Source organism: Brevundimonas sp. (assembly GCF_046295595.1).
Classification (GTDB): domain Bacteria; phylum Pseudomonadota; class Alphaproteobacteria; order Caulobacterales; family Caulobacteraceae; genus Brevundimonas.
Window position 1 is genome coordinate 18,946 of the sequence record NZ_JBKBMX010000020.1, and the last position, 19,479, is coordinate 38,424.

17 protein-coding genes are annotated in these 19,479 nt (G+C 70.6%); 8 read left to right on the plus strand and 9 right to left on the minus strand.

Features of this window, described 5'->3' with window-relative positions:
- The first annotated feature begins 42 nt into the window (after positions 1 to 42).
- From ACK4JY_RS12485 to hisC, 4 genes are read left to right on the plus strand one after another with little or no spacing between them, the layout of a single operon-like run.
- Positions 43 to 2,886 carry an ATP-dependent DNA helicase gene (locus ACK4JY_RS12485; RefSeq protein WP_409606229.1) on the plus strand — a complete coding sequence of 948 codons (2,844 nt, stop codon included), beginning with the start codon at positions 43 to 45 and terminating at the stop codon, positions 2,884 to 2,886.
- Positions 2,883 to 3,923, plus strand: a complete 1,041-nt coding sequence (locus ACK4JY_RS12490) for a DUF2125 domain-containing protein (RefSeq protein WP_409606177.1) — start codon at positions 2,883 to 2,885, stop codon at positions 3,921 to 3,923. Before ACK4JY_RS12485 ends, ACK4JY_RS12490 begins: the two co-directional genes overlap by 4 nt.
- A complete protein-coding gene (locus tag ACK4JY_RS12495) occupies positions 3,923 to 4,606 on the plus strand; it encodes a hypothetical protein (protein ID WP_409606179.1) in 684 nt (227 codons plus the stop codon). Before ACK4JY_RS12490 ends, ACK4JY_RS12495 begins: the two co-directional genes overlap by 1 nt.
- A gap of 16 nt (positions 4,607 to 4,622) precedes the next feature.
- Positions 4,623 to 5,720 (plus strand): histidinol-phosphate transaminase, encoded by a 1,098-nt coding sequence (gene hisC / locus ACK4JY_RS12500; RefSeq protein WP_409606181.1) that lies wholly within the window; start codon positions 4,623 to 4,625, stop codon positions 5,718 to 5,720.
- 10 nt (positions 5,721 to 5,730) lie between these two features.
- Here hisC and ACK4JY_RS12505 read toward each other — a convergent pair whose 3' ends face one another.
- From ACK4JY_RS12505 to ACK4JY_RS12520, 4 genes are all read right to left on the minus strand, one after another.
- Complete coding sequence (locus ACK4JY_RS12505) at positions 5,731 to 5,937, minus strand: hypothetical protein (RefSeq protein WP_409606183.1); 207 nt, start codon at positions 5,935 to 5,937, stop codon at positions 5,731 to 5,733.
- A 68-nt stretch (positions 5,938 to 6,005) separates the two neighbouring features.
- Positions 6,006 to 6,815 (minus strand): TIGR02186 family protein, encoded by an 810-nt coding sequence (locus tag ACK4JY_RS12510; RefSeq protein ID WP_409606184.1) that lies wholly within the window; start codon positions 6,813 to 6,815, stop codon positions 6,006 to 6,008.
- On the minus strand, positions 6,812 to 7,735 hold the full coding sequence (locus tag ACK4JY_RS12515) for a sulfite exporter TauE/SafE family protein (RefSeq protein ID WP_409606186.1): 924 nt from the start codon (positions 7,733 to 7,735) through the stop codon (positions 6,812 to 6,814). The genes ACK4JY_RS12510 and ACK4JY_RS12515 overlap by 4 nt, the downstream gene beginning before the upstream one ends.
- 103 nt (positions 7,736 to 7,838) lie before the next feature.
- Positions 7,839 to 10,586: a hypothetical protein gene (locus ACK4JY_RS12520; RefSeq protein ID WP_409606188.1), complete on the minus strand. Its 2,748-nt coding sequence runs from the start codon at positions 10,584 to 10,586 to the stop codon at positions 7,839 to 7,841.
- A gap of 228 nt (positions 10,587 to 10,814) precedes the next feature.
- Here ACK4JY_RS12520 and ACK4JY_RS12525 point away from each other — a divergent pair, with 228 nt between their 5' ends.
- Both ACK4JY_RS12525 and ACK4JY_RS12530 read left to right on the plus strand, forming a co-directional pair.
- On the plus strand, positions 10,815 to 11,009 hold the full coding sequence (locus ACK4JY_RS12525) for a hypothetical protein (protein ID WP_409606190.1): 195 nt from the start codon (positions 10,815 to 10,817) through the stop codon (positions 11,007 to 11,009).
- A gap of 60 nt (positions 11,010 to 11,069) precedes the next feature.
- On the plus strand, positions 11,070 to 11,579 hold the full coding sequence (locus tag ACK4JY_RS12530; protein WP_409606192.1) for a pyridoxamine 5'-phosphate oxidase family protein: 510 nt from the start codon (positions 11,070 to 11,072) through the stop codon (positions 11,577 to 11,579).
- On the opposite strand, the gene argF is transcribed toward ACK4JY_RS12530, so the two are convergent.
- The 4 genes from argF to ACK4JY_RS12550 all read right to left on the minus strand — a co-directional run bounded on the left by argF (position 11,576) and on the right by ACK4JY_RS12550 (position 16,473).
- The gene (argF, locus tag ACK4JY_RS12535) at positions 11,576 to 12,496 is read right to left on the minus strand and encodes an ornithine carbamoyltransferase (RefSeq protein WP_409606194.1); all 921 of its coding nucleotides are present in this window, start codon (positions 12,494 to 12,496) and stop codon (positions 11,576 to 11,578) included. The two genes, ACK4JY_RS12530 and argF, sit on opposite strands and share 4 nt — an antisense overlap.
- Entirely contained in the window at positions 12,493 to 13,668 is a 1,176-nt protein-coding gene (locus tag ACK4JY_RS12540) for an aspartate aminotransferase family protein (protein WP_409606231.1), read from the minus strand. Before ACK4JY_RS12540 ends, argF begins: the two co-directional genes overlap by 4 nt.
- A gap of 972 nt (positions 13,669 to 14,640) precedes the next feature.
- The gene (locus ACK4JY_RS12545) at positions 14,641 to 15,564 is read right to left on the minus strand and encodes a M28 family metallopeptidase (RefSeq protein ID WP_409606196.1); all 924 of its coding nucleotides are present in this window, start codon (positions 15,562 to 15,564) and stop codon (positions 14,641 to 14,643) included.
- 87 nt (positions 15,565 to 15,651) lie between these two features.
- Positions 15,652 to 16,473 (minus strand): ABC transporter permease, encoded by an 822-nt coding sequence (locus ACK4JY_RS12550; protein ID WP_409606198.1) that lies wholly within the window; start codon positions 16,471 to 16,473, stop codon positions 15,652 to 15,654.
- A 409-nt stretch (positions 16,474 to 16,882) separates the two neighbouring features.
- Between ACK4JY_RS12550 and ACK4JY_RS12555 the strand changes: the two genes are divergently transcribed.
- Positions 16,883 to 17,401 carry a GcrA family cell cycle regulator gene (locus ACK4JY_RS12555; protein ID WP_409606200.1) on the plus strand — a complete coding sequence of 173 codons (519 nt, stop codon included), beginning with the start codon at positions 16,883 to 16,885 and terminating at the stop codon, positions 17,399 to 17,401.
- 484 nt (positions 17,402 to 17,885) lie between these two features.
- Here the strand turns inward: ACK4JY_RS12555 and apaG are convergent, their stop codons facing one another.
- The gene (gene apaG, locus ACK4JY_RS12560) at positions 17,886 to 18,293 is read right to left on the minus strand and encodes a Co2+/Mg2+ efflux protein ApaG (RefSeq protein ID WP_409606202.1); all 408 of its coding nucleotides are present in this window, start codon (positions 18,291 to 18,293) and stop codon (positions 17,886 to 17,888) included.
- Positions 18,294 to 18,417: 124 nt separating this feature from the next.
- Between apaG and ACK4JY_RS12565 the strand changes: the two genes are divergently transcribed.
- Positions 18,418 to 19,449: a 2'-deoxycytidine 5'-triphosphate deaminase gene (locus ACK4JY_RS12565; RefSeq protein WP_409606204.1), complete on the plus strand. Its 1,032-nt coding sequence runs from the start codon at positions 18,418 to 18,420 to the stop codon at positions 19,447 to 19,449.
- Positions 19,450 to 19,479: the final 30 nt, after the last annotated feature.

The following is a 19,479-nucleotide window of genomic DNA, read 5'->3' on the forward strand; positions in this document are numbered from 1 at the left end:
CTGGAGGGGGTGTCCACCGACTCCCTCACCTCCGCCGCCCAGATGACCGGCGCCGAGCCGTGGCTCGTGCTGCCGCCGGCGCTGGCCGTGCCGCCGGGGGCGGGGGCGATCTGCGACGACGAGGGCGCGCGCAAGATCGGGCGGGGGGCGGCCGAGGGGGCGTTTACGACGGGGCCCGTTCTGGTGGCGCATGCCTCACTGACGGCGCGGCGGCTGGGGATCGCGCCGCCGGGACGGTCGGCGGATCTGCTGGATGTGCTGGAGCTGTTCGCCTTCGTGCGGCCGGCGCGGTTCTGCGCCCCGTCGCCGAGCGGGCTGGCGCTGGCCATGGGACAGGCCGAGCCGAAGGGGGCGGAGGCGCAGGCCGAGGCGCTGCGCAAGGCCGCCGACGGGCTGCTGAAGGAACTGGCCGATCCGTCCTATCCCCATCGCGAGGACGCCTTCACCCTGGCCGAGACGCTGGGGCGCGCCGGCTGGGGCTGGGCGTGGCGGGTGCTGGGGGCGCTGCAGCATCAGCCGGTGCGGGAACGCAACCTGCGCGGCAGCGGGCTGGACGCCTGGTCGCGGCTGCCGGAGTGGGAGGACGAGGCGCCGCGCGGCGAGGCCGGGTCGGCGCCGGTGGACTCCGAGAGCGCACGCATCCGGCTGGAGAAGCTGCTGCAGGCCTCGGGGCTGGACGAGACGCGGCCGACGCAGTCCGACTATGCCGCCGAGGCGGCCTTCGCCTTTTCGCCCCGCAATGAGGAGGGCCGGCCGCGGGTGCTGCTGGCCGAGGCGGGGACCGGAACGGGCAAGACGCTGGGCTATCTGGCGCCGGCCAGCCTGTGGGCCGAGCGCAATCAGGGGGCCGCCTGGGTGTCGACCTACACCCGCGCCCTGCAACGGCAGATCGACCGCGAGAGCGCGGCGCTGTGGCCAGACCCGGTCGAGCGCAAGAAGAAGACCGTCGTCCGCAAGGGGCGCGAGAACTATCTGTGCCTGCTGAACCTGCAGGACATGGTGCAGGCGGCGCAGCTGGGGAACGGCGACCTGATCGGCATGGCGCTGGCCAGCCGCTGGGCGCTGCACACCCGCGACGGCGACATGACCGGCGGCGACTATCCGGGCTGGCTGCCGGGGCTGTTCGCGGTCGGGCCGAGCCATCAGGCCAGCGCCGCCAATCTGGTCGACCGGCGCGGTGAATGCGTCCACGCCGCCTGCCCGCACTACCGCACCTGCTTCGTCGAAAAGACCATCCGCGCCAGCCGCCGGGCTGATCTCGTGGTGGCCAACCACGCCCTCGTCATGACCCAGGCGGCGTTTGACGGTGCGCGCTCGGCGCGCGGGCTGAAACAGGACGGCGAGACGGCGGCGCTGAAGCGGATCGTGTTCGACGAGGGCCACCATCTGTTCGACGCGGCGGACAGCGCGTTTTCCGCCTGCCTGTCGGGGCAGGAGGCGGCCGAGCTGCGCCGCTGGATCCGCGGGCCCGAGGGACGCGGGCGGCGCGGGCGCGGGCTGGAGCAGCGGCTGGGCGACCTGTGCGCCGACAATGAGGCGGCGACCAAGGCGCTGCAGGATGCGGTGCGAGCGGCGGCCCAGCTGCCTGGCGAGGGGGTCTCGGGGCGGATCGCGCCGGCCTCGGGGGAGGTCAATCCGGTCGGGCCGATCGAGCGCTTCCTGCTGGCCGGGCTGGAGCAGCTCCGGGCCCGGACCAGCGAGAACGCATCCGGCAGCGGGACCGAGTTCGGGATGGAGTGTTCGCTGCGGCCCGTGACCGATCCGGTGCTGGAGACGGCGCGCGAGGCGGCGCAGGCGCTGGCGGCCGTCGAGGCGCCGCTGCTGGCCCTGGCGCGGCATCTGGAGGACATCCTCGACGACGAGGCGGCCGAGCTGGACGGGTCGCAGCGGTCGCGGATCGAAGGCGCCCTGCGCGGGCTGGACCGGCGGGCGCGGATGACCCTGCCTGGGTGGCGGTCGATGCTGGCGGCGCTGGAGGTCTCGTCGGACGAGCCGGACCCGGACTTCGTCGACTGGCTGTCGGCCGAGGCGGCGTTCGGACGGATCATGGACGTGGCCCTGCGGCGGCACTGGATCGACCCGACCGTGCCGCTGGAGGCGGCGGTGATCATGCCGGCGCACGGGGTGCTGGTGACCTCGGCGACCCTGTCCGATCCGAACTCGGACGATCCGTTCGACATGGCCCGGCTGCGCACCGGCTCGGCGCGGCTGATCGAGCCGGCGCGGACGCTGAAGGTCGAGAGCCCGTTCGACTATGCGGCCAACGCCCGGGTCATCGTCGTCAACGATCTGGTCAAGGACGACCCGCGCCAGACGGCGGCGGCGATGCGCGAGCTGTTTCTGGCGGCGGGCGGCGGCGGGCTGGGGCTATTCACCGCCATCCGGCGGCTGAAGGCGGTCTATGAGCGGCTGGGGCCCGATCTGGCGAAGTCGGGCATCCCGCTTTACGCCCAGCACGTCGATCCGCTGGAGGTGGGCGCACTGGTCGATGTGTTCCGGGCCGAGCAGGACAGCTGCCTGTTGGGCACGGATGCGGTGCGTGACGGGGTCGACGTGCCGGGGCGCTCGCTGCGCATCCTCGCCTTCGACCGGGCCCCGTGGCCCCGCCCCGATCTGCTGCACAAGGCGCGGCGGGCGCGGTTCGGCGGCGAGGGCGCCGGCGGCCGCAATTTCGACGACGCCCTGGCGCGGGCGAAGATGGCCCAGGCGTTCGGCCGGCTGATCCGCCGGGCCGACGACAAGGGGGTGTTCGTCATGCTGGACGCCGCCACGCCGACACGGCTGTTCGCCAGCCTGCCGCCGGGGACCGAGGTGCAAAGGATGGGGCTGGCCGACGCGGTTGAACAGGTTGGCGCGTTCCTCTCTTCTGATAAGGAGCGCCCATGAGCGACACCCCTGCCCGCCACTCCCGCCGCGGCCTGATCATCCCCTTCGCCATCGTCGGCGTGCTGCTGGCCGTCTGGACCGGCTGGTGGTTCTACCTCGCCGGTCAGATCGAGACCCGGCTGGCGGTGCAGGAGCAGGCCCTGCGCGACGACGGCTGGGGCATCACGCACCAGCCGGCGACGGTTACGGGGTGGCCGTTCCGGACCCGCGTGGCCTTCCCCGAGGCGCGGATCACGGCGCCGTCCGGGCACGGAGTCTCGGCGTCGGAACTGGTGGCCGAGGCCAATGCGTGGAACCCGGGCCACTGGGTGCTGATCGCGCCGGACGGTCTGACCCTGGCCCGCCCCGGCAAGGGCGAAATCGCCATCGGCGGTGAGGGCGCGCGGATGAGCGTCAGCCATTTGCGCGACCGCTTCCCGGACCTGCGGGCCGAACTGATCCGGCCGACCTTCACTCCGTTGGACGGCGCCGAACCCTTTCCGATCGCCTCGGCCGAGCATGTGCAGTTCGAGATGCGGCCGCATCTGACCGACGGGGCGGCGACGACCGACGAGGTGGATGTGCTGTTCCGGCTGGTCGAGGCGCGCGGTCGGCCGGACGGTCCGGTCGAGGGGGCGACCCGGAGCGGGGTCCTGAGCCTCGAGCTCGAAGCCACCGTTGAGCAGGCGAGCCGGCTGCGCGGGGCGGACAGCGCCGGAGTGTTCGCCAACTGGGCGGCCGCCGACGGGCGGTTCACCGCCGTGAAAGGCCGGCTGCAGGCCGGCGACAGCCGCGCCCTGATCGCCAGCGAGGCCCTGGCGGCGCGCGAGGACGGCCGGCTGGAAGGCCAGCTGGCCCTGACCGCCGAACGGCCGGCGGCGGCGATGGCCGGACTGGCGGCCTCGCGCTCGGGGGCGGTCAACCGGATGGCGGCGGCGGGGGCCGCAGCGGCTTCCGGCGTGCAGGGCGACCGGCCGGTCGATCTGGTGCTGCGCTTCAGCGAGGGGCGCACCTGGCTGGGGCCTTTCGCCTTGGCCCCCGCGCCGAAGCTGTTCTGATGCTGGTCGAACCGCCCGAGGACCCGGAACGGCTGGCGCTGGACCGGGCCCTGACCGGGGCGGTGCGCGCGCGGCTGGCCGGGGGCGTCCGGCCCACGCCTGACGCCGAGGCCATCGCCCTGCGCGCGGTGCTGAAGGACCTGTCGCCGCCGGAAGCGGCCGCTGTCCGCTCGGTGCTCGGGCGGATCGACGCGGCCCGGGGCGCGCCGCTGATCGTCTGGGGCCCGGCCAGCCAGGTGCTGGCCGCCGACCGCTACGGCCTCGTCGCCCGGATCGCCGCCAAGCCGGAAGCTGGACTGGCGGCCGTGCGCGAGGGCGGGCGGGCGCTGATGGACCTGACCGCCGCCTCGGCCTGGTGGGGGCGGCTGCTGGCCGAGCCCGACCTGCGCGTCGTCGCCGCCCTGCCCGATCACGGCGCCGGCCAGCCGCGCGCCCTGATGGTGCAGCGCGCGCTGTCGGGGCCTACCGGGGACGACCGCACCTTCTGGATCACCGACAGCGCCCTGCCGGGGACGCGAATCGTCGCCGCCCTCGCGGCCTCGGGTCTGGCCGCGACCCCGCTGATCGAGGCGGGCGGCTTGAAGCTGTTCGCCCTGGCGGGCTATGTGCAGGCCGAGGACGGCCGGCTGAGCGACGCCCCCGGCTCCCTGAAAGGCGTCATCGGCGCCGCGCCCGTATTCTGATCTTGAGGATTTCCCCATGACCGACGCCACCGCGCCCGCGCCCAAGCCCGGCATCCTCGACATCGCCCCCTATGTCGGCGGCAAGTCGCGCATCGACGGCGTGGCCGAGCCGATGAAGCTGTCGTCCAATGAAAACATGCTGGGCGCGGGTGCGAAGGCGCGCGAGGCCTATGAGGCGGCGGTCCGCAACATCCACATCTATCCCGACGGCCGGGCGACGAAGCTGCGCGACGCCGTGGCCGAACAGCACGGGCTGGAGCCGGAGCGGCTGATCTTCGGCAACGGCTCGGACGAGGTCTTCGCCCTGCTGAACCAGTGCTACCTTACCCCGGGCGACAACATCGTCACCGGCCAGTACGGCTTCCTCGCCTATCGCATCAGCGCCTTGGCCAATCAGGCGGCGGTCAAGCTGGCCCCGGAGCCGGAGTTCAAGGCGACGCCCGAGGCCCTGCTGGCCCAGGTCGATGAGCGGACCCGCATCGTCTATGTCTCCAGCCCGTCGAACCCGACCGGCAGCTACAATACCGCCGAGGAGATCCGCCGACTCCACGAGGGCTTGCGGCCCGACGTCCTGCTGGTCGTCGACGAGGCCTATGCCGAATACGTCACCGAGGCCGACTGGGAGACCAGCTTCGGCCTTGCGCGCGACAGCGAGAACATCGTCGTGACGCGGACCTTCTCGAAGATCCACGGGCTGGGCGGCCTGCGCATCGGCTTCGGCTATGCGCCGGCGAAGGTGGCCGAGGCGATCGACCGCATCCGCCTGCCGTTCAACGTCTCGGTCCCCGGCATCGAGGCGGCAGTCGCCGCCCTCGGCGACGAGGCGCACCAGCAGGCGTCGCGCGAGCTGATCCAGACCTGGCGGCCGCGCCTGACCCAAGCCATCCGCGGCTTCGGCTTCGAAGTGCTGCCCAGCGCCGGCAATTTCGTGCTGGTCCGCTTCACGGACGAGAAGCGCAACGCCGGGGCCGCCAACGATTATCTGAACTCCAAGGGGATCATCGTGCGTCAGGTCGGCGGCTATGGTCTGCCGGACTGCCTGCGCATCACCATCGGCACGGAAGACCAGAACCGCGCGGTGCTGGACGCCCTGAGCGAGTTCGCGGCGACCTGAGGGCGGCGGGTCAGCCGTTCCAGCCGCACCGCTCCCTGGCGCAGCTGAGGTAGCACTGGGTCCAGGCCGGGCCGCCGCCCGGGTTGGTTGCGTAGCAACGGTACTGGCATTCCATGTAGCAGAAGTCGTGACGCCGCTGCGGATTGTCCGGGGCCTGGGCGGCCGTGGCCGTGGCCATGGCGACGGCGAGAACGGTGGCGCTGTACAGTCTACGCATTGCGGAACCCTCCATGCCTGACGGTAAGCTCTGTTCGCCTAACCGGGTTCCGCGGAAAGAGGGTTAACTCAGCTGCGGCGGAAGATGCGGCTGGCCGCCCAGCCGGTGAAGGCCGCCAGCAGGACGCACAGGACGCCGTAACTCCATGGACGGTTCTGGGCGAACTCATAGATGTCGCGCTCGATTCCGACCTTTTCGACCGTCAGGGTGAGGTTGGAGACCGAGACCGGGGCGCCGTCCTGGAACAGCCAGACCTCGGCGAAATACTGGCCCGTGGGGGCGACCGCCGGGAGTTCGATCTCGGCGCGGAACAGGCCCTGGTCGACGAACTGCACGCCGTCGGCCGCCGTGTCATAGAGCGCCGCCGCCTCCCGCAGGCGGATGACGGCGCGGCGCCAGTCCAGATAGTCCTCTCCGAGACGGCTGACGACCACGTCGCGCACGCCATAGCGCGTGACGGTGCGGCTCTCCTCGGGCGCATTGATCCGCAGGTGATCGAGGCCGACGCCGAGGCGGCGCAGCTGGCCGAAGTCGGCGATGTCGCCCAGAGGCCGCGTCGAGGCGGTCATGTAGAAGCCGGGCGCGCCCTCGAACAGCACGGGGCGGCTGTTGAGCCAGATGCCCATGTTGCGGGTCTTCTTGACCAGGCGGACGGGGCTGTCGGGGCCGCGCACCACGACCACGACGTCGGTCGGCGTGTCCGTGGGATTGAACACAGCGCCGTACAGGACGATCGAGGCTCCGCTGAAGCTGGAGTCGACCCGGACCCGGGCGTTGGTCATGGCGGCGGCGACGCGCGCCTGTGCGGTGGTGGCGGTCGAGCGCTCGGGGGCGGGGGCCTCTATCGCGGGCGGCGGGGGCGGCAGGGCGGCGATCATTCGGCCACCCCCGGAGCGAAGGCGAACAGGTCAGACGGGCGCACGAACAGCTCGAGCCCCATCTGGATGCCGACCAGCAGGACGATCAGTCCGAGAAGGGCGCGCAGTTCCTCGGCCCGGAAGCGACCCGACCAGCGCGCGCCGTACTGGGCCCCGACGACGCCGCCCAGCAGCAGGATGGTCGACAGGACGATGTCGACGGTCTGGTTGCGGCCCGCCTGCAGGATGGTGGTCATGGCGGTGGTGATGATGATCTGGAACAGGCTGGTGCCAACGACCACGCTGGCCTTCATGCGCAGGACATAGAGCATGGCGGGAACGAGGATGAAGCCGCCGCCGACGCCCATGATGGCTGACAGCACGCCGGCGAAGGTCCCCAGGGCGAAGGGCGGGATGGCGCTGATGTAGAGACCGGAGCGCGGGAAGCGCATGCGCAGCGGCAGGCCGTACAGCCACATCGGGCGGCGGCGTTCCTTGTGCGGCGTCACCTCGCCCCTCACCCGGCGCAGGATCTGGCCGAGGCTTTCGTAGAGCATCAGGGTGCCGATGGCGCCGAGGAACAGCAGGTAGGACAGGGCGACGGCGAGGTCCGCCTGGCCGAGCAGGCGCAGGTAGCGGAACAGTTCGACGCCCAGCAGGGCGCCGAGCACCCCGCCCCCTGCCATGACGCCGCCGATGCGATAGTCGACCGCCTTCTGGCTGGTGTAGCTGATCACGCCGGAGGTCGAGGAGGCGACGACGTGGCTGGCCTGGCTGGCCACGGCGACCGCCGGCGGAATGCCCATGAAGATCAGGATCGGGGCCATCAGGAAGCCGCCGCCGATGCCGAACAGCCCGGACACGAAACCGACCGTCGCTCCCAGCAGGACCAGGAACGGCCAGTTCACCGAAACCTCGGCGATCGGCAGATAGATATCCAAAGGACGCGCCTTCGGCTGGAACTGAGGCTAGGCGCCGGGAAGGCGACGGTGAAAGTGTCCTAGACGCAAGCCGTGGCCACCGCCACCGCCTGCGCCAGAAAGATCAGGCGAGCGGCTCGACCTGGAAGGCGTCCGCCGCCGCCCGGGCCTCGCCGCGCGCGGCGTCCGGCAGGGCGGCCCTGAGGCGCTCGACCGCCGACTGGGCGTCGCCATCGCCGGCCCGGGCCGCGATCAGATACCATTTGTAGGCCTCGGACAGGTCCGGCTGGATGCCCTCGTCGCCGGTCTCATAGAGTTTGGCGACGTTGAACTGGCTGTCGACCAGACCGTTTTCGGCCGCCTTGCGAAGCCAGTTGAGCGCCTCGGGGCGGTCCTGGGCCCCGCCGACGCCCTCGAACAGATACATGCCGTAGTTATGCATGGCGCGGGCGTCGCCGCCGTCGGCCGCGCGACGGACCCAGACGCGGGCCTCGGCCGGACTGGCGGTCAGGCCCGCCGTGCCGCTCTCGTAGAGGCTGGCGAGGTGTAGTTGCGCCGGGGCGTAGCCGAGAACGGCGGCCTGTTTCAGCGTGGCGGCGCCGGCGGCGTCTTCGGCGTCCAGTTGTTCGATGGCCTGGCGATAAAGGTTGGCCCCGCGAGCCTGGTTCTCGGCCGAGGCTTCGGTCGGGACCACCGCCAGGGCGGCGATCGGCTGCACCTGGCTGTCCGTCGGACCGCCGAGACCCGGCAGGTTGAGCCCGGCGCCGGTCAGCTCGCCGAAGGCCACGGCGCCGCCGGCGGTCAGCAGGACCGCCACGGCCGATGCGCCCAGCGCCTTGCGAACCGTGTCGCCGCCCCTGGCCTGTTTGTCGAGCCGCTCCTGCAACAGGGATTTGCCGCCGCGCTTGAGACCGAAGCCGGCGCGCGGCGGCGCCTCTTCCGGCGTGGCCATCGCCGCCCGGGCGGCGTCGATCGCCTGACGGGTGGTCGAGGCGCGACCCTGGGCCGCCGCGGCCCGCAGCGCGCGCGGATCGACGAAATCGGTCTCGCCGGCGAAGTCTTCCTGACCCGGATCGAACGGCGGCGCGGTCGCCGCCAGGGCGTCGGAGACGTCGGCGCCGCCGAAACCCTGCCCGAAGGGGACCGACGCCGCCGAAGGGGCGGCCGGGGCGTGCGCCTGAACCGGAGTCACGGGCTCGGCGGTCGGCGAGGCGTCCGGGGCGCGGCTGCCGAACGGGGCGGACGCGGGCTCGGCGGCGGGGCCGCGCATCACCGCGTCGAACACCGTCGCCGCCGTCAGGGCCTCGTCGCGGGGACGCGGTCCTGCCGCGGGTTCGGGCTCGGGCGCGGCGAGGTCGGCGGACCAGGCCTGTTGCTCGGCGAAGTCCGGATCATCGAAGCCGGCGTCGGGGAAGGCGGTGTCGGGGAAGGCCGCGGCGCGCCAGTCCGGCTGGGCCGTTTCCGGCGCCGGGGCCGACTCGGCGCGGCGGCCGATATTCTGGCGGGCCTCGGCGATCAGGGCGGCGGTGCGTTCCTCGGACAGGCGCATGCGCTCGGCCAGTTCGCCCGAGGCGCGGTCGTAGTGCTGCTCGATACGGCTGGAACTGTCGACGAGGCGGCGGCCGATGTCTTCCAGCGCCTGCTGCGACCGGCGCTCCGACTGGGCGATCCGCTCGCTGAGACGATCCGAGATGCGGGTGATCTCGCCGCCCAGCTTTTCCAGCGCCATCGCGTGGCGGTCGTCGGCGGCCACCAGCCGCTGCTCCAGCCCCTGGGCGAACCGGCCCATGTCGGTCTCGACCTTGCGGCTCAGGGTCTCGCCCAGCTTTTCGAGATGCGCCGACCCGCCGTCCTCGATCTGACCGACGCGGCCGTTGAGGTTCTGGGCGATGCGCAGGACTTCCTGACCCATCGCCTCGACGGCGCGGGCGGACCGCTCCTCGGACGCCTTGACCTGATCGCCGATCGCCAGCACGGCGCGCTCGATCCGGTCCATCCGGCCTTCGCTTTCGGCCGCCTCCATCCGGCGCATCATCTCGGCCCGGTTGGCCTCGACCTGGCGGCTGAGAGTCTCGGCCAGCTTTTCGAAACGCGCCGCCTCGCGGACGCCTTCCGGCTCGACGCGGCTTTCAGCGGCGCGGAGCCGCTGATCGAGGTCGGCGAAGGAGCGTTCGAGACCGCGCAGGGCCTCGGTGGTGCGGCTCTGCGCCTGATCCAGTCGCTGGCCGACCTGGGCCAGCAGATCGGCGCCGACGCCGGGGCCGGCGACCTTTTCGACCGCGTCCATGCGCTGGCGCAGCTCGTTAACGCTGCCGCGCTGGCGCTCCTCGATGTCGTAAAGCCGGCCGGCCAGCGCGCCGAGCGTGGTCTCGACCTTGCCGAAGGTCTCGGCCGTCCTGGGGCCGACCTCCTGCTCGAATTTGCGCAGCCGGCGATGGCCCTCGCGCAGCTCCTCGGAGATGTCGTCGAGACGGCGGTCGTGCGAGCGGCCCGACTCGTCCTGACCGTCGAGACGGCGCACGAGGCCGGAGACGGCCTGGTCGACGCCCTGGATGGCGACGGTCGAGCGGCGTTCGGCGGCTTCCAGCCGGCCGGCGATGGCGTCGATCGAGGCGCTCAGCCGCTGCCATGGCTCCTCGCCGGCGCCGTAGGCGTCGTCGACGCGGCGGCTGCGCGAGCGGCGCTCATAGCTGTCGACGGCATGGGGGCGGCGCGACAGGGGAACCACGCCCTCGTCGTCGTCGCCGTCCTCCATGATCATGGTGTTGAGCCACTCGCCCAGGGTCATCCCGGAGCGGCGAGCGAGGTCCTTGGCGATCTCGCGCGCGCGGGGCTCGATCCCCTTTACGCTCCACGGCGCGGCTGCGCTCACTGATTCGACTCCCGACCTTTGACTCAACGCTACTCATCCAGATCAGGGGTGTAAACGCGTGGTTAACCCCAAGATGTAGGGCTTTCCCATGTTTCTGTGGAAAGGCCTCACAACGAAGCGAGTCTCGCGCCGCATCTGTTAACGGCTCGTGAAGATTAACCGCTCGGAAAGGACTCGGCGCTTGCCCGCGGAGCCCCCACAGCCCACTTGGCGCAGATGAGCCTGACCGTGACCCTCGCCCTCCTCGCCGCCGTCATCGCCCTCGTCGTTTTCGCGGGCTGGCGCGGGGCGCGGCCGTCACAGCCGCATCTGGGCGTGCGCATGGTCCCGTGGCGTTTCGTGATGGTGCTGGCGGCGGCCCTGACCCTGCCGCTGTTCGTTCACGTCGCGGCCCTGCTCGGGGTGTTGCCGCCGCCGCGCTAGGGGAACCGGGCGGGCCACGGGTCATTCCTGATCCACCCCCCCGATATCAGGAGACGCCAAATGGCCGACAGGAACCTCACCGTCCGCGAAGCCGAGGAAGAGTTCTGGAACCACCTCGAGAAGTCGAACACCGGCATGCTGGGTCTCGACCAGCCCGGCTATCACGCCCAGCCGATGACCGCCTTCCGCGACAGGGAGACCAGCACGATCTGGTTCTTCACCCGCGAGGACACCGATCTGGCGAAGGACGCGGCCGTGGGCGGCGGGCAGAGCGCCATGTTCCACTACGGCTCGAAGGACCAGAACGTCTGGGCCTGTATCCACGGCGAACTGTCGGTGCAGGGTCATGACCGGGAGATCATCGACCGCTACTGGAACCCGGTGCTGGCCGCCTGGTACCCGCAGGGCAAGGACGATCCGGCCCTGACGATCCTGCGCTTCGAGGCCGGCGACGGCCGCGTCTGGGTCAACGAGGGCGGCTTCTTCAAATTCGCCTATGAGATCGCCAAGGCCAATGTGACGAAGACCCTGCCGGACGCCGGCGATGTGGTCGACGTCAACCTGCGCTAGCCGGCGAAGCACCAGGCCAGCACGGCCTTCTGGGCGTGGATGCGGTTTTCGGCCTCATCCCAGACGAGCGAGCGGGGGCCGTCGATGACGGCGTCCGTGACCTCCTCGCCCCGGTGGGCCGGCAGGCAGTGCAGGAAGACGGCGTCGGCGGCGGCTCCCTGCATCAGGGCGTCGTCGACGCCATAGCCTTCGAAGGCTTCCAGCCGCTCTTCATAGTCGCCGTCGCCCATCGACACCCAGGTGTCGGTGACGACGACGTCGGCCCCGGCCACCGCCTCGCGCGGGTCGCCAGTCAGGGTGACTGAATTGCCGCCCTTGGCGAGGTCATGCAGGTCGGGGTGGAAGTCCGCTGGGCAGGCGACGTTGAGGTGGAAGCCCAATTTCGGCGCCGCATGCATGAAGCTGTGGCAGACATTATTGCCGTCGCCGACCCACGCGATGGTCTTGCCGGCGATCGGCCCGCGGGCCTCCTCGATGGTCATGATGTCGGCGAGGATCTGACACGGGTGCGAGCGGTCGGTCAGGCCGTTGATGACCGGCACGGTCGCGACGCGGGCGAAGCGTTCGACGTCCTCGTGATCATTGGCGCGGATCATCACCGCATCGACCATGCGCGACAGGACGCGGGCCGTGTCCTCGACCGGCTCGCCGCGGCCCAGCTGCATGTCGCCGGCGTTGGCGATGATCGAGGCCCCGCCCAGCTGGCGGATGGCGGCGTCGAAGCTGAACCGGGTGCGGGTCGAATTCTTTTCGAAGATCATGGCGAGGACGCGGTCCTTCGCCGGGGCGTCGGCGTCGGCGCGGCCTTTGGGCCAGCCCTGGCGCGCGGCCTTGCGGGCGTGGGCGTCGTCGAGGATGGCGCGCAGGTCCTCGGCGGACAGGCGATGCAGGTCGAGGAAATGGCGCACCATGGTCACGCCGCCAGCTTGCCGCGGGCCACGTCGCAGGTGCGCTCGAAGCGTTCGACCGCCTCGCGCGCCTCTTCCAGCGTCAGGTTCAGCGGCGGCAGGACGCGGACGCAGTTGTCGCCGCCGCCGGCGACCAGCAGCTGGTTCTCGTCGCGGGCCCAGCCCATGAATTCGCGGTTGTTGGGGACCAGTTTGACGCCGATCAGCAGGCCCTTGCCGCGCACGTCGACGATGACGTCGGGATAGCGCTGGGCGAGGCCGTGCAGTTGCTGCTTCAGATAGCCGGCGATCTCGTTGACGTGGGCGAGGGTCTCCGGCCTCGAGATTTCGCCGAAGGCGGCGCCGCCGACGGCCATGGCCAGCGGATTGCCGCCGAAGGTCGAGCCGTGCACGCCGACGGTCATCCCCTTGGCCGCCTCTTTCGTGGCGAGGCAGGCGCCGATCGGGAAGCCGCCGCCGAGGGCCTTGGCCACGGCCATGATGTCGGGGGCCATGCCGGCCCATTCATGGGCCCACAGCTTGCCGGTCCGGCCCATGCCGCACTGGACCTCGTCGAAGATGATCAGGACGCCAGTCTCGTCGGCCAGCTGGCGCATCCAGCGCAGGTCCTCGTCCGGGGTGGCGCGGCAGCCGCCCTCGCCCTGGACCGGCTCGAGGATGACGGCGCAGGTGGTCGGGTTGCGGAACGCGGCCTCGAGCGCGGCCTTGTCGCCCCAGACCAGCTGGTGGAAGCCTTCCATCTTCGGGCCGAAGCCCTCGGTGTAGCTTGGGTTGGCGGCGGCGTTGATGGCGCCGTAGGTGCGGCCGTGGAAGGAGCCGTCGAAGCCGTAGATGTCGATCCGCTCGGGCTGACCGTTGGCGACGTGATAGCGGCGCGCCGTCTTCAGGGCGCATTCGACCGCTTCCGTGCCCGAGTTGGTGAAGAAGACGACGTCGGCGAACGACTTCTCGCACAGGGCGTCGGCGAGGGCTTCCTGACCGGGAATCTTGAAGATGTTGGAGACGTGCCAGAGCTTTTCGGCCTGGTCCTTGACGGCCTGGACGAGGACCGGATTGGCGTGGCCGAGGGCGTTGGTGGAAATGCCCATGACGCAGTCGAGGTATTGCGTCCCGTCCGTGCTCCACAGACGCGCGCCCTGACCACGATCCACCTCGAGCGGCGCGCGGTTGTAGACACCCATCAGATGTTCATTGGACACGGATCGGACCTCCAAAAGCGAGACGGTCCCGGCGCGAAAGGCGTCGGGACCGCTTGAAAAAGGGTCTGGCCTTGTCGGACGGGGACCGGGGTTAGTCAACACCGGGGGGTGTGGGGTGTGGGGTGTGGGGTGTGGGGTGTGGGGTGTGGGGGTGGAGGGATGAGGGATGAGGGATGAGGGATGAGGGATTGGGGATTGGGGATTGGGCATGCGTCTGCGCCGCTTGTCGCCAAACGGTTGGGGAGGTTGGCGGAGCGCGGGCGTTCGGCCCGGAACCGATGTGGCCCCCTGCTTTCGCGTTACGGGAGCCTTGATGTGTTTTCGGCTGAACGCCTGCGCTCCGCCGTGATCGTGGCTTCCGAGCGCTTCGGGGCGGGCATCTCAGGGCGGTGCGGGTCTTGCCAATTTTCGGCCCCGCGGCCTTCACCCTTTAGGCCCTTTCGAAACTAAGCCCGGGCGGGCAGGAGCGGCCAGGCCCCTGGGCTCCTCCGTTTCAAACCGGAGGACAGTCCCTTTCCATGCCGCAAGGGGGAGCAACCCGTCCCGCAGGATGGTCCAGTTCCGCCGTGCGCGCCCGTGAAGGCGACGCCCGGCGTCCCGCAACGATCACACCCGCCGCACGCGGTTGGCCCTGGCGCCAGACGCCCTCCCCCGCGACGGGATGAAAGGCATTGTAAGGGAGGCCGGCCCTAGTACAGACAAAACGGTTTGGGAAAAGGCTAGTGCGTTGTTTAGGCGCGAGAATATTTTGATAACCAGACTATAATTTCGCGGATTGTAAGCACAGTGTCACGCGGTTTCCTTCTCCCCTCCGGGGGAGAAGGTGGCCCGGCAGGGCCGGATGAGGGGGATGTTTGAGGCCGGTCGTCTGTCAGCCGGTCCGGAGCGACTCACCCCTCATCCGCCCCTCCGGGGCACCTTCTCCCCCAAGGGGAGAAGGACAGGATCGGGGCGTCACTCCGCCAGTTGCGCGTCCAGCCGTTCCACCAGCGCCGCATAGACCTCGCCGGCGGTCTTCACCGTGGCGGGGTCGATCTGCTCCATGGTGTCGCCGTCGGAGTGGATCAGCTGGAAGACGCGCGGGACGAAGCCCTCGGCCAGGCCGGGGGTCTCGCCGCCGTTGAAGGCGAGCCACATCTGGTGGGCGCCGACCTCGTCCTGGAAGCCGAGCGAGACGGTCGGGACGACAGGCGCGGCCGGAGCGCCCTGGGGACGGCCGACGCCGGAGAAGGCGCGATCGTCCGAGGGCGGATAGATCGGGAAGCCGACGCACTGCATGGCCCGCTCGGCGCACAGCTCCTGGACGGCGCGGGTGACGAAGGCCGACTGGGGCCCGTTGTTCTGGCCGTACATCAGGGTGTCGCCATAGCCGGCGACGTCCGAGTTCACCACCGCGGCGACATTGGCAAGACCGTGCGCCTCGATCCATTTGCGCGCGCCGACGAGGCCGAGCTCCTCCTGGTCGAACAGGATGATCCGCACGCGATGGTTCAGATCCTTGCCCTTGAGAATTTTGGCGGCCTCGATGACGCCGACGACCGAGGCGGCGTTGTCGACCACGCCATGGGACAGGCTGCCGTCGCGCAGCACGACGGCGTCATAGTGGGCGGTCAGCAGGATTTCGCGCGGGCCGTCGCCGATCGTGACGACGACGTTGCGCCCCTCCATCTCGCCGCCCCGGGGATTGCCGCCCACGAAGGTCTCGACCACCGGCTCGAAGCCGGCGGCGCGCAGCTGGTCGACCACCACGCCAGTGCGGGCCTCATTGGTCGGCTGGACATAGGCGGCGACCTGGGCGCGCAGGTCGAGGTCCTGCGCCGCGACCGACGTGGAGAGGACGAGAAGGGCCGCGGCGGCGGCAAGAGTACGGAACAGCATGGAACCCCCTGGAGTGCGAAGGGGCATGGCTAGCGCGACCGTGGCGGGAGCGCACCTTAAAAGGCGGTTATCCCGACCGGCCGGCCCCTAGCTCTTCAGCCGCCAGCCGGATCTGAACACCCGCCAGCAGGCGTACGCCATGACCAGGGTCAGGACGGCGCTCATCGCCACGCCGATCCAGACGTTGCTCTCGGCATGGCCGATGAAGCCGAAACGGAAGCCGTCGATCATGTAGAAGATCGGGTTGAAATGGCTGATGGTGGCGAACGGCTCGGGCAGGTTGTCGACGAGGTAGAAGGCGCCGCTGAGGAAGGTCATCGGCAGAATGACGAAATTCTGCACCGCCGCCAGCTGATCGAATTTCTCGGCCCACAGGCCGGCGAAGACGCCGAGCATGCCCATCATCAGCGAGGCGGTCAGGCCGAACCACAGGATGGCCGCGAGGTTGGCGACGCCGAGGCGGGCGAACGGCAGGACGCAGACGGCGGTGACCAGGCCGACGACCACGCCGCGGGTGGCGGCGCCGAGGGCGAAACCGATGGTCAGCTCCAGCGGACTGAGCGGCGGGGTCAGGAAGTCGGTCGAGGTGCCCATGATCTTGGCCTGGATCAGGCTGGACGAGGCGTTGGCGAAGGCGTTGTTGAGCACCGCCATCATGATCAGGCCGGGGGCGACGAACTCGGCGAAAGGGGTGCCGTGCAGCGGCGGCCGGGCGCCCTGCAGCGCCACCACGAAGACCAGCATGTAGAGCAGGGTGGTCACCACCGGGGCGGCGACGGTCTGGGCCCCGACCTTCCAGAAGCGCCGCACCTCGCGCAGATACAGGGTCTGGACGCCGATCCAGTTGACCCCGTCGTAGCGGCGCGGTTGCGGGAGGCCGGAGGGGCGGGTCGAGGCGAGATCGGTCATGGGGGGCAGATGCGCTGGCGGGGGCGGGTGTGCAAGGGGCGGCTGCGCCGCCAGTGGTTAGTGGCTAGTGGCTAGTGGCTGGCCGACGCCGGGGGCGCGGCGCGGGCTGCGCCGCCCTTCCGCCGGCAGGGGCTGGAATCAGGCGGTGACTGGCGGTGACGCTTCATGGCCTGCGGAAGGGCGGCGCCGGACGTCCCGCTCCACAGGCGGTAGCCAGCCACTAGCCACTAATCACTAACCACCCGGCGGCGCAGCCGCCGACGTTAACCATCCCTACATCTGGTTCCTGTGGACGGAGTGATTCGCACATCTTGCGTCTGTTAGGGCCTCGTTTACGATTAGTGGTAGGTCGAGAGCCCGGGAGGGACCTCTGGACCCCATATATTGAATCCGAGACCCGGAGGGTGGCATGACCGCAGGCTGGACTGAAGACCGCGTTGGCGCGCTGAAGAAGCTGTGGCTTGAGGGCCAGTCGGCCAGCCAGATCGCCAAACAGCTGGGCGGCGGCGTGACCCGCAACGCCGTGATCGGCAAGGTGCACCGCCTCGGCCTGTCGGGCCGGGCCGCCCCGTCGCAGCCGGCGCGCGCCACCTTCCGCCCGTCGCGGCCGCGCCCCGCCGCGCCGCCGACCCAGGCCCCGTCGGCCCCGCGCCGCATCGAGGCGGTGCAGCCGCGTCCCGCCGCCGCCCAGGTCCCGGCCCCGATGCCCGATCTGCCCGGCACGGCCACGGTCATGACCTTGGGCGCCCATATGTGCAAATGGCCGATCGGCGATCCGTCGTCGAACGAGTTCAGCTTCTGCGGCCGCCGCTCGTCGGAAGGCGTCTATTGCGTCGAGCACGCCCGGGTCGCCTACCAGCCGCAGGTCCGCAAGGGCGGCAAGGACGGGGCGTCGGAGCTGGCGCGGTCGCTGCGGCGGTACATCTAGAAGGGTGGTTAGTGGCTAGTGATTAGTGGCTGGCCGCCGCCGGTGCGAAGGCGCGGTTCGCGACGCCCTTCCGCCGCCGGTGAAGCGGCAATCACTAACCACTAATCACTAATCACTTCCCGGCCACACGGCTGTCACGAATGGCTCCTAGAGGAGCCGCCGTCCGCCTCCCGCCGCGTTCGCGCGGCGGTGAGACTGGGGCGGGGCTGCGGTTATCCGGGTTGACGCAGCCCCTCACCCCCCGCTGGGGGGATTTCACACGAACGCTGATGGGAAGTGGCTAGTGGCTAGTGATTAGTGGCTGGCCGCCGCCGGTGCGACCGGCCCCGTCCGCGCCGCCCTTCCGCTGACAGGGCGGGAAACGCTGTGGCAATCGACTGGCATTTGCCGACACCTGGTGGCGGAAGGGCGGCGCTGGCAGTCCGGCTCCGCAGGCGGCGGCCAGCCACTAATCACTAGCCACTAGCCACTCCCTGCCCACCCCTCAGTTCAGCACCCGCCGCTCGCCCGGGACGTCGAGGCTGAAGGCCGGGATGGCGGCTTCGAACGCGCGGCCGGAGGCGTCGGTCATGGCGTAGCCGCCGACCATGGAGCCGCTGGGGGCGCCGAGCGGGCAGCCGGAGGCGTAGGTGTAGCTGGCGCCCGGCTTGATCACCGGCTGTTCGCCGACCACGCCCTCGCCGCGCACCTCCTCGACCCGGCCCTGGGCGTCGGTGATGACCCAGCGGCGGGCGATCAGCTGGATCGCCTCGCTGGTCAGATTGACGATCTCGACCTGATAGGCCCAGACCCAGCGGCCGGCCTCGGGGTCGGACTGGCCGGCCAGATAGCTGGGGCGGACGCGGACGAGGACGCCATCGGTCTCGGCTTCATAGGCGGGCGTGTCGTGCATCCGCGCATGGTCGCCCTCGCGCGCCGAAGGTCAAGCGTCAGCGCCCGGGAGGCGAGGTCGCGGGGCTTGCCCGGGACGGAACAGTTTGGGGGAGACGGGGCGCGGAATCGTGTAATCGGAGGCGATGCAGAGCTTTTCGACCTCCCTCCCCGGCATCCTGCCGTCGCAATCCCTCGAGGCGCTGATCGCCGGCGGGGCGATCGTCTCGCAGACCCCGTTCGACGCCGACCAGGTGCAGCCGGCCAGCCTCGACCTGCGGCTGTCGGACCAGGCGTGGCGGGTGCGGGCCTCCTTCCTGCCGGGCCAGCGCGAGGTCGAGGACCGGATCACCGACGTGGCGATGCACGCCATCGACCTGTCGGGCGGCTATGTGATGGAGAAGGGCTGCGTCTATATCGCCCGGCTGCAGGAGCGGCTGAGCCTGCCCAAGGGGCTGATCGCGCGGGCCAATCCGAAGAGCTCGACCGGCCGGGTCGACGTGTTCGTGCGGCTGCTGACCGACCGGGGCGCCCGTTTCGACGATGTGGCCGAGGCCTATGAGGGGCCGCTGTATCTGGAGATCGCGCCGCAGACCTTCTCCATCCTGGTGCGGCCGGGGACGCGGCTGAACCAGCTGCGGCTCAAGGCCGGCGATCCGCCCAAGCTGGAGACCCGCAGCGTCGGCGTCGATCTGCAGGGGGCGGACGGAGCCATCGTCGGCTTCCGCGGGCGGCGCCACGCCGGGGTGGTCGATCTGGACCGGATCGACGGTCATGATCCGCGCGACTTCTGGGAGCCGCTGCGGGTGCGGCGCGGCGAACTGCTGCTGGACCCGGGCGAATTCTATATCCTGGCCTCGAACGAGGCGGTCGAGATCCCGGTCATGCAGGCGGCGGAGATGACGCCGATCGATCCGTCGGTGGGCGAGTTCCGGGTGCATTACGCCGGCTTCTTCGATCCGGGCTTCGGCACCGACGAGGCGCACGGGGCCGGGTCGAAAGGGGTGCTGGAGGTGCGCACCCACGACACGCCCTTCCTGCTGGAGCACGGCCAGATCGTCGCCCGGCTGGTCTATGAACCCCTGACCGAGCGACCGTCACGGCTGTATGGCGAGGGCGGCAGCCACTACCAGAGCCAGGGCCTGAAGCTGTCGAAGCATTTCCGCGCCTGGGCCTGACCCGGAACCGGCGCCACAGTCCGGACGTTC

Coding starts and splice junctions, on each gene's coding strand:
- ACK4JY_RS12490 (WP_409606177.1), top strand. CDS start 2,883: ATGAGCGACACCCCTGCCCGCCACTCCCGCCGCGGCCTGATCATCCCC.
- ACK4JY_RS12545 (WP_409606196.1), bottom strand. CDS start 15,564: ATGCTGTTCCGTACTCTTGCCGCCGCCGCGGCCCTTCTCGTCCTCTCC.
- ACK4JY_RS12510 (WP_409606184.1), bottom strand. CDS start 6,815: ATGATCGCCGCCCTGCCGCCCCCGCCGCCCGCGATAGAGGCCCCCGCC.
- ACK4JY_RS12530 (WP_409606192.1), top strand. CDS start 11,070: ATGGCCGACAGGAACCTCACCGTCCGCGAAGCCGAGGAAGAGTTCTGG.
- ACK4JY_RS12495 (WP_409606179.1), top strand. CDS start 3,923: ATGCTGGTCGAACCGCCCGAGGACCCGGAACGGCTGGCGCTGGACCGG.
- ACK4JY_RS12550 (WP_409606198.1), bottom strand. CDS start 16,473: ATGACCGATCTCGCCTCGACCCGCCCCTCCGGCCTCCCGCAACCGCGC.
- ACK4JY_RS12485 (WP_409606229.1), top strand. CDS start 43: ATGACCGGCGCCGAGCCGTGGCTCGTGCTGCCGCCGGCGCTGGCCGTG.
- hisC (WP_409606181.1), top strand. CDS start 4,623: ATGACCGACGCCACCGCGCCCGCGCCCAAGCCCGGCATCCTCGACATC.
- ACK4JY_RS12565 (WP_409606204.1), top strand. CDS start 18,418: ATGCAGAGCTTTTCGACCTCCCTCCCCGGCATCCTGCCGTCGCAATCC.
- apaG (WP_409606202.1), bottom strand. CDS start 18,293: ATGCACGACACGCCCGCCTATGAAGCCGAGACCGATGGCGTCCTCGTC.
- ACK4JY_RS12505 (WP_409606183.1), bottom strand. CDS start 5,937: ATGCGTAGACTGTACAGCGCCACCGTTCTCGCCGTCGCCATGGCCACG.
- ACK4JY_RS12555 (WP_409606200.1), top strand. CDS start 16,883: ATGACCGCAGGCTGGACTGAAGACCGCGTTGGCGCGCTGAAGAAGCTG.
- ACK4JY_RS12540 (WP_409606231.1), bottom strand. CDS start 13,668: ATGGGTGTCTACAACCGCGCGCCGCTCGAGGTGGATCGTGGTCAGGGC.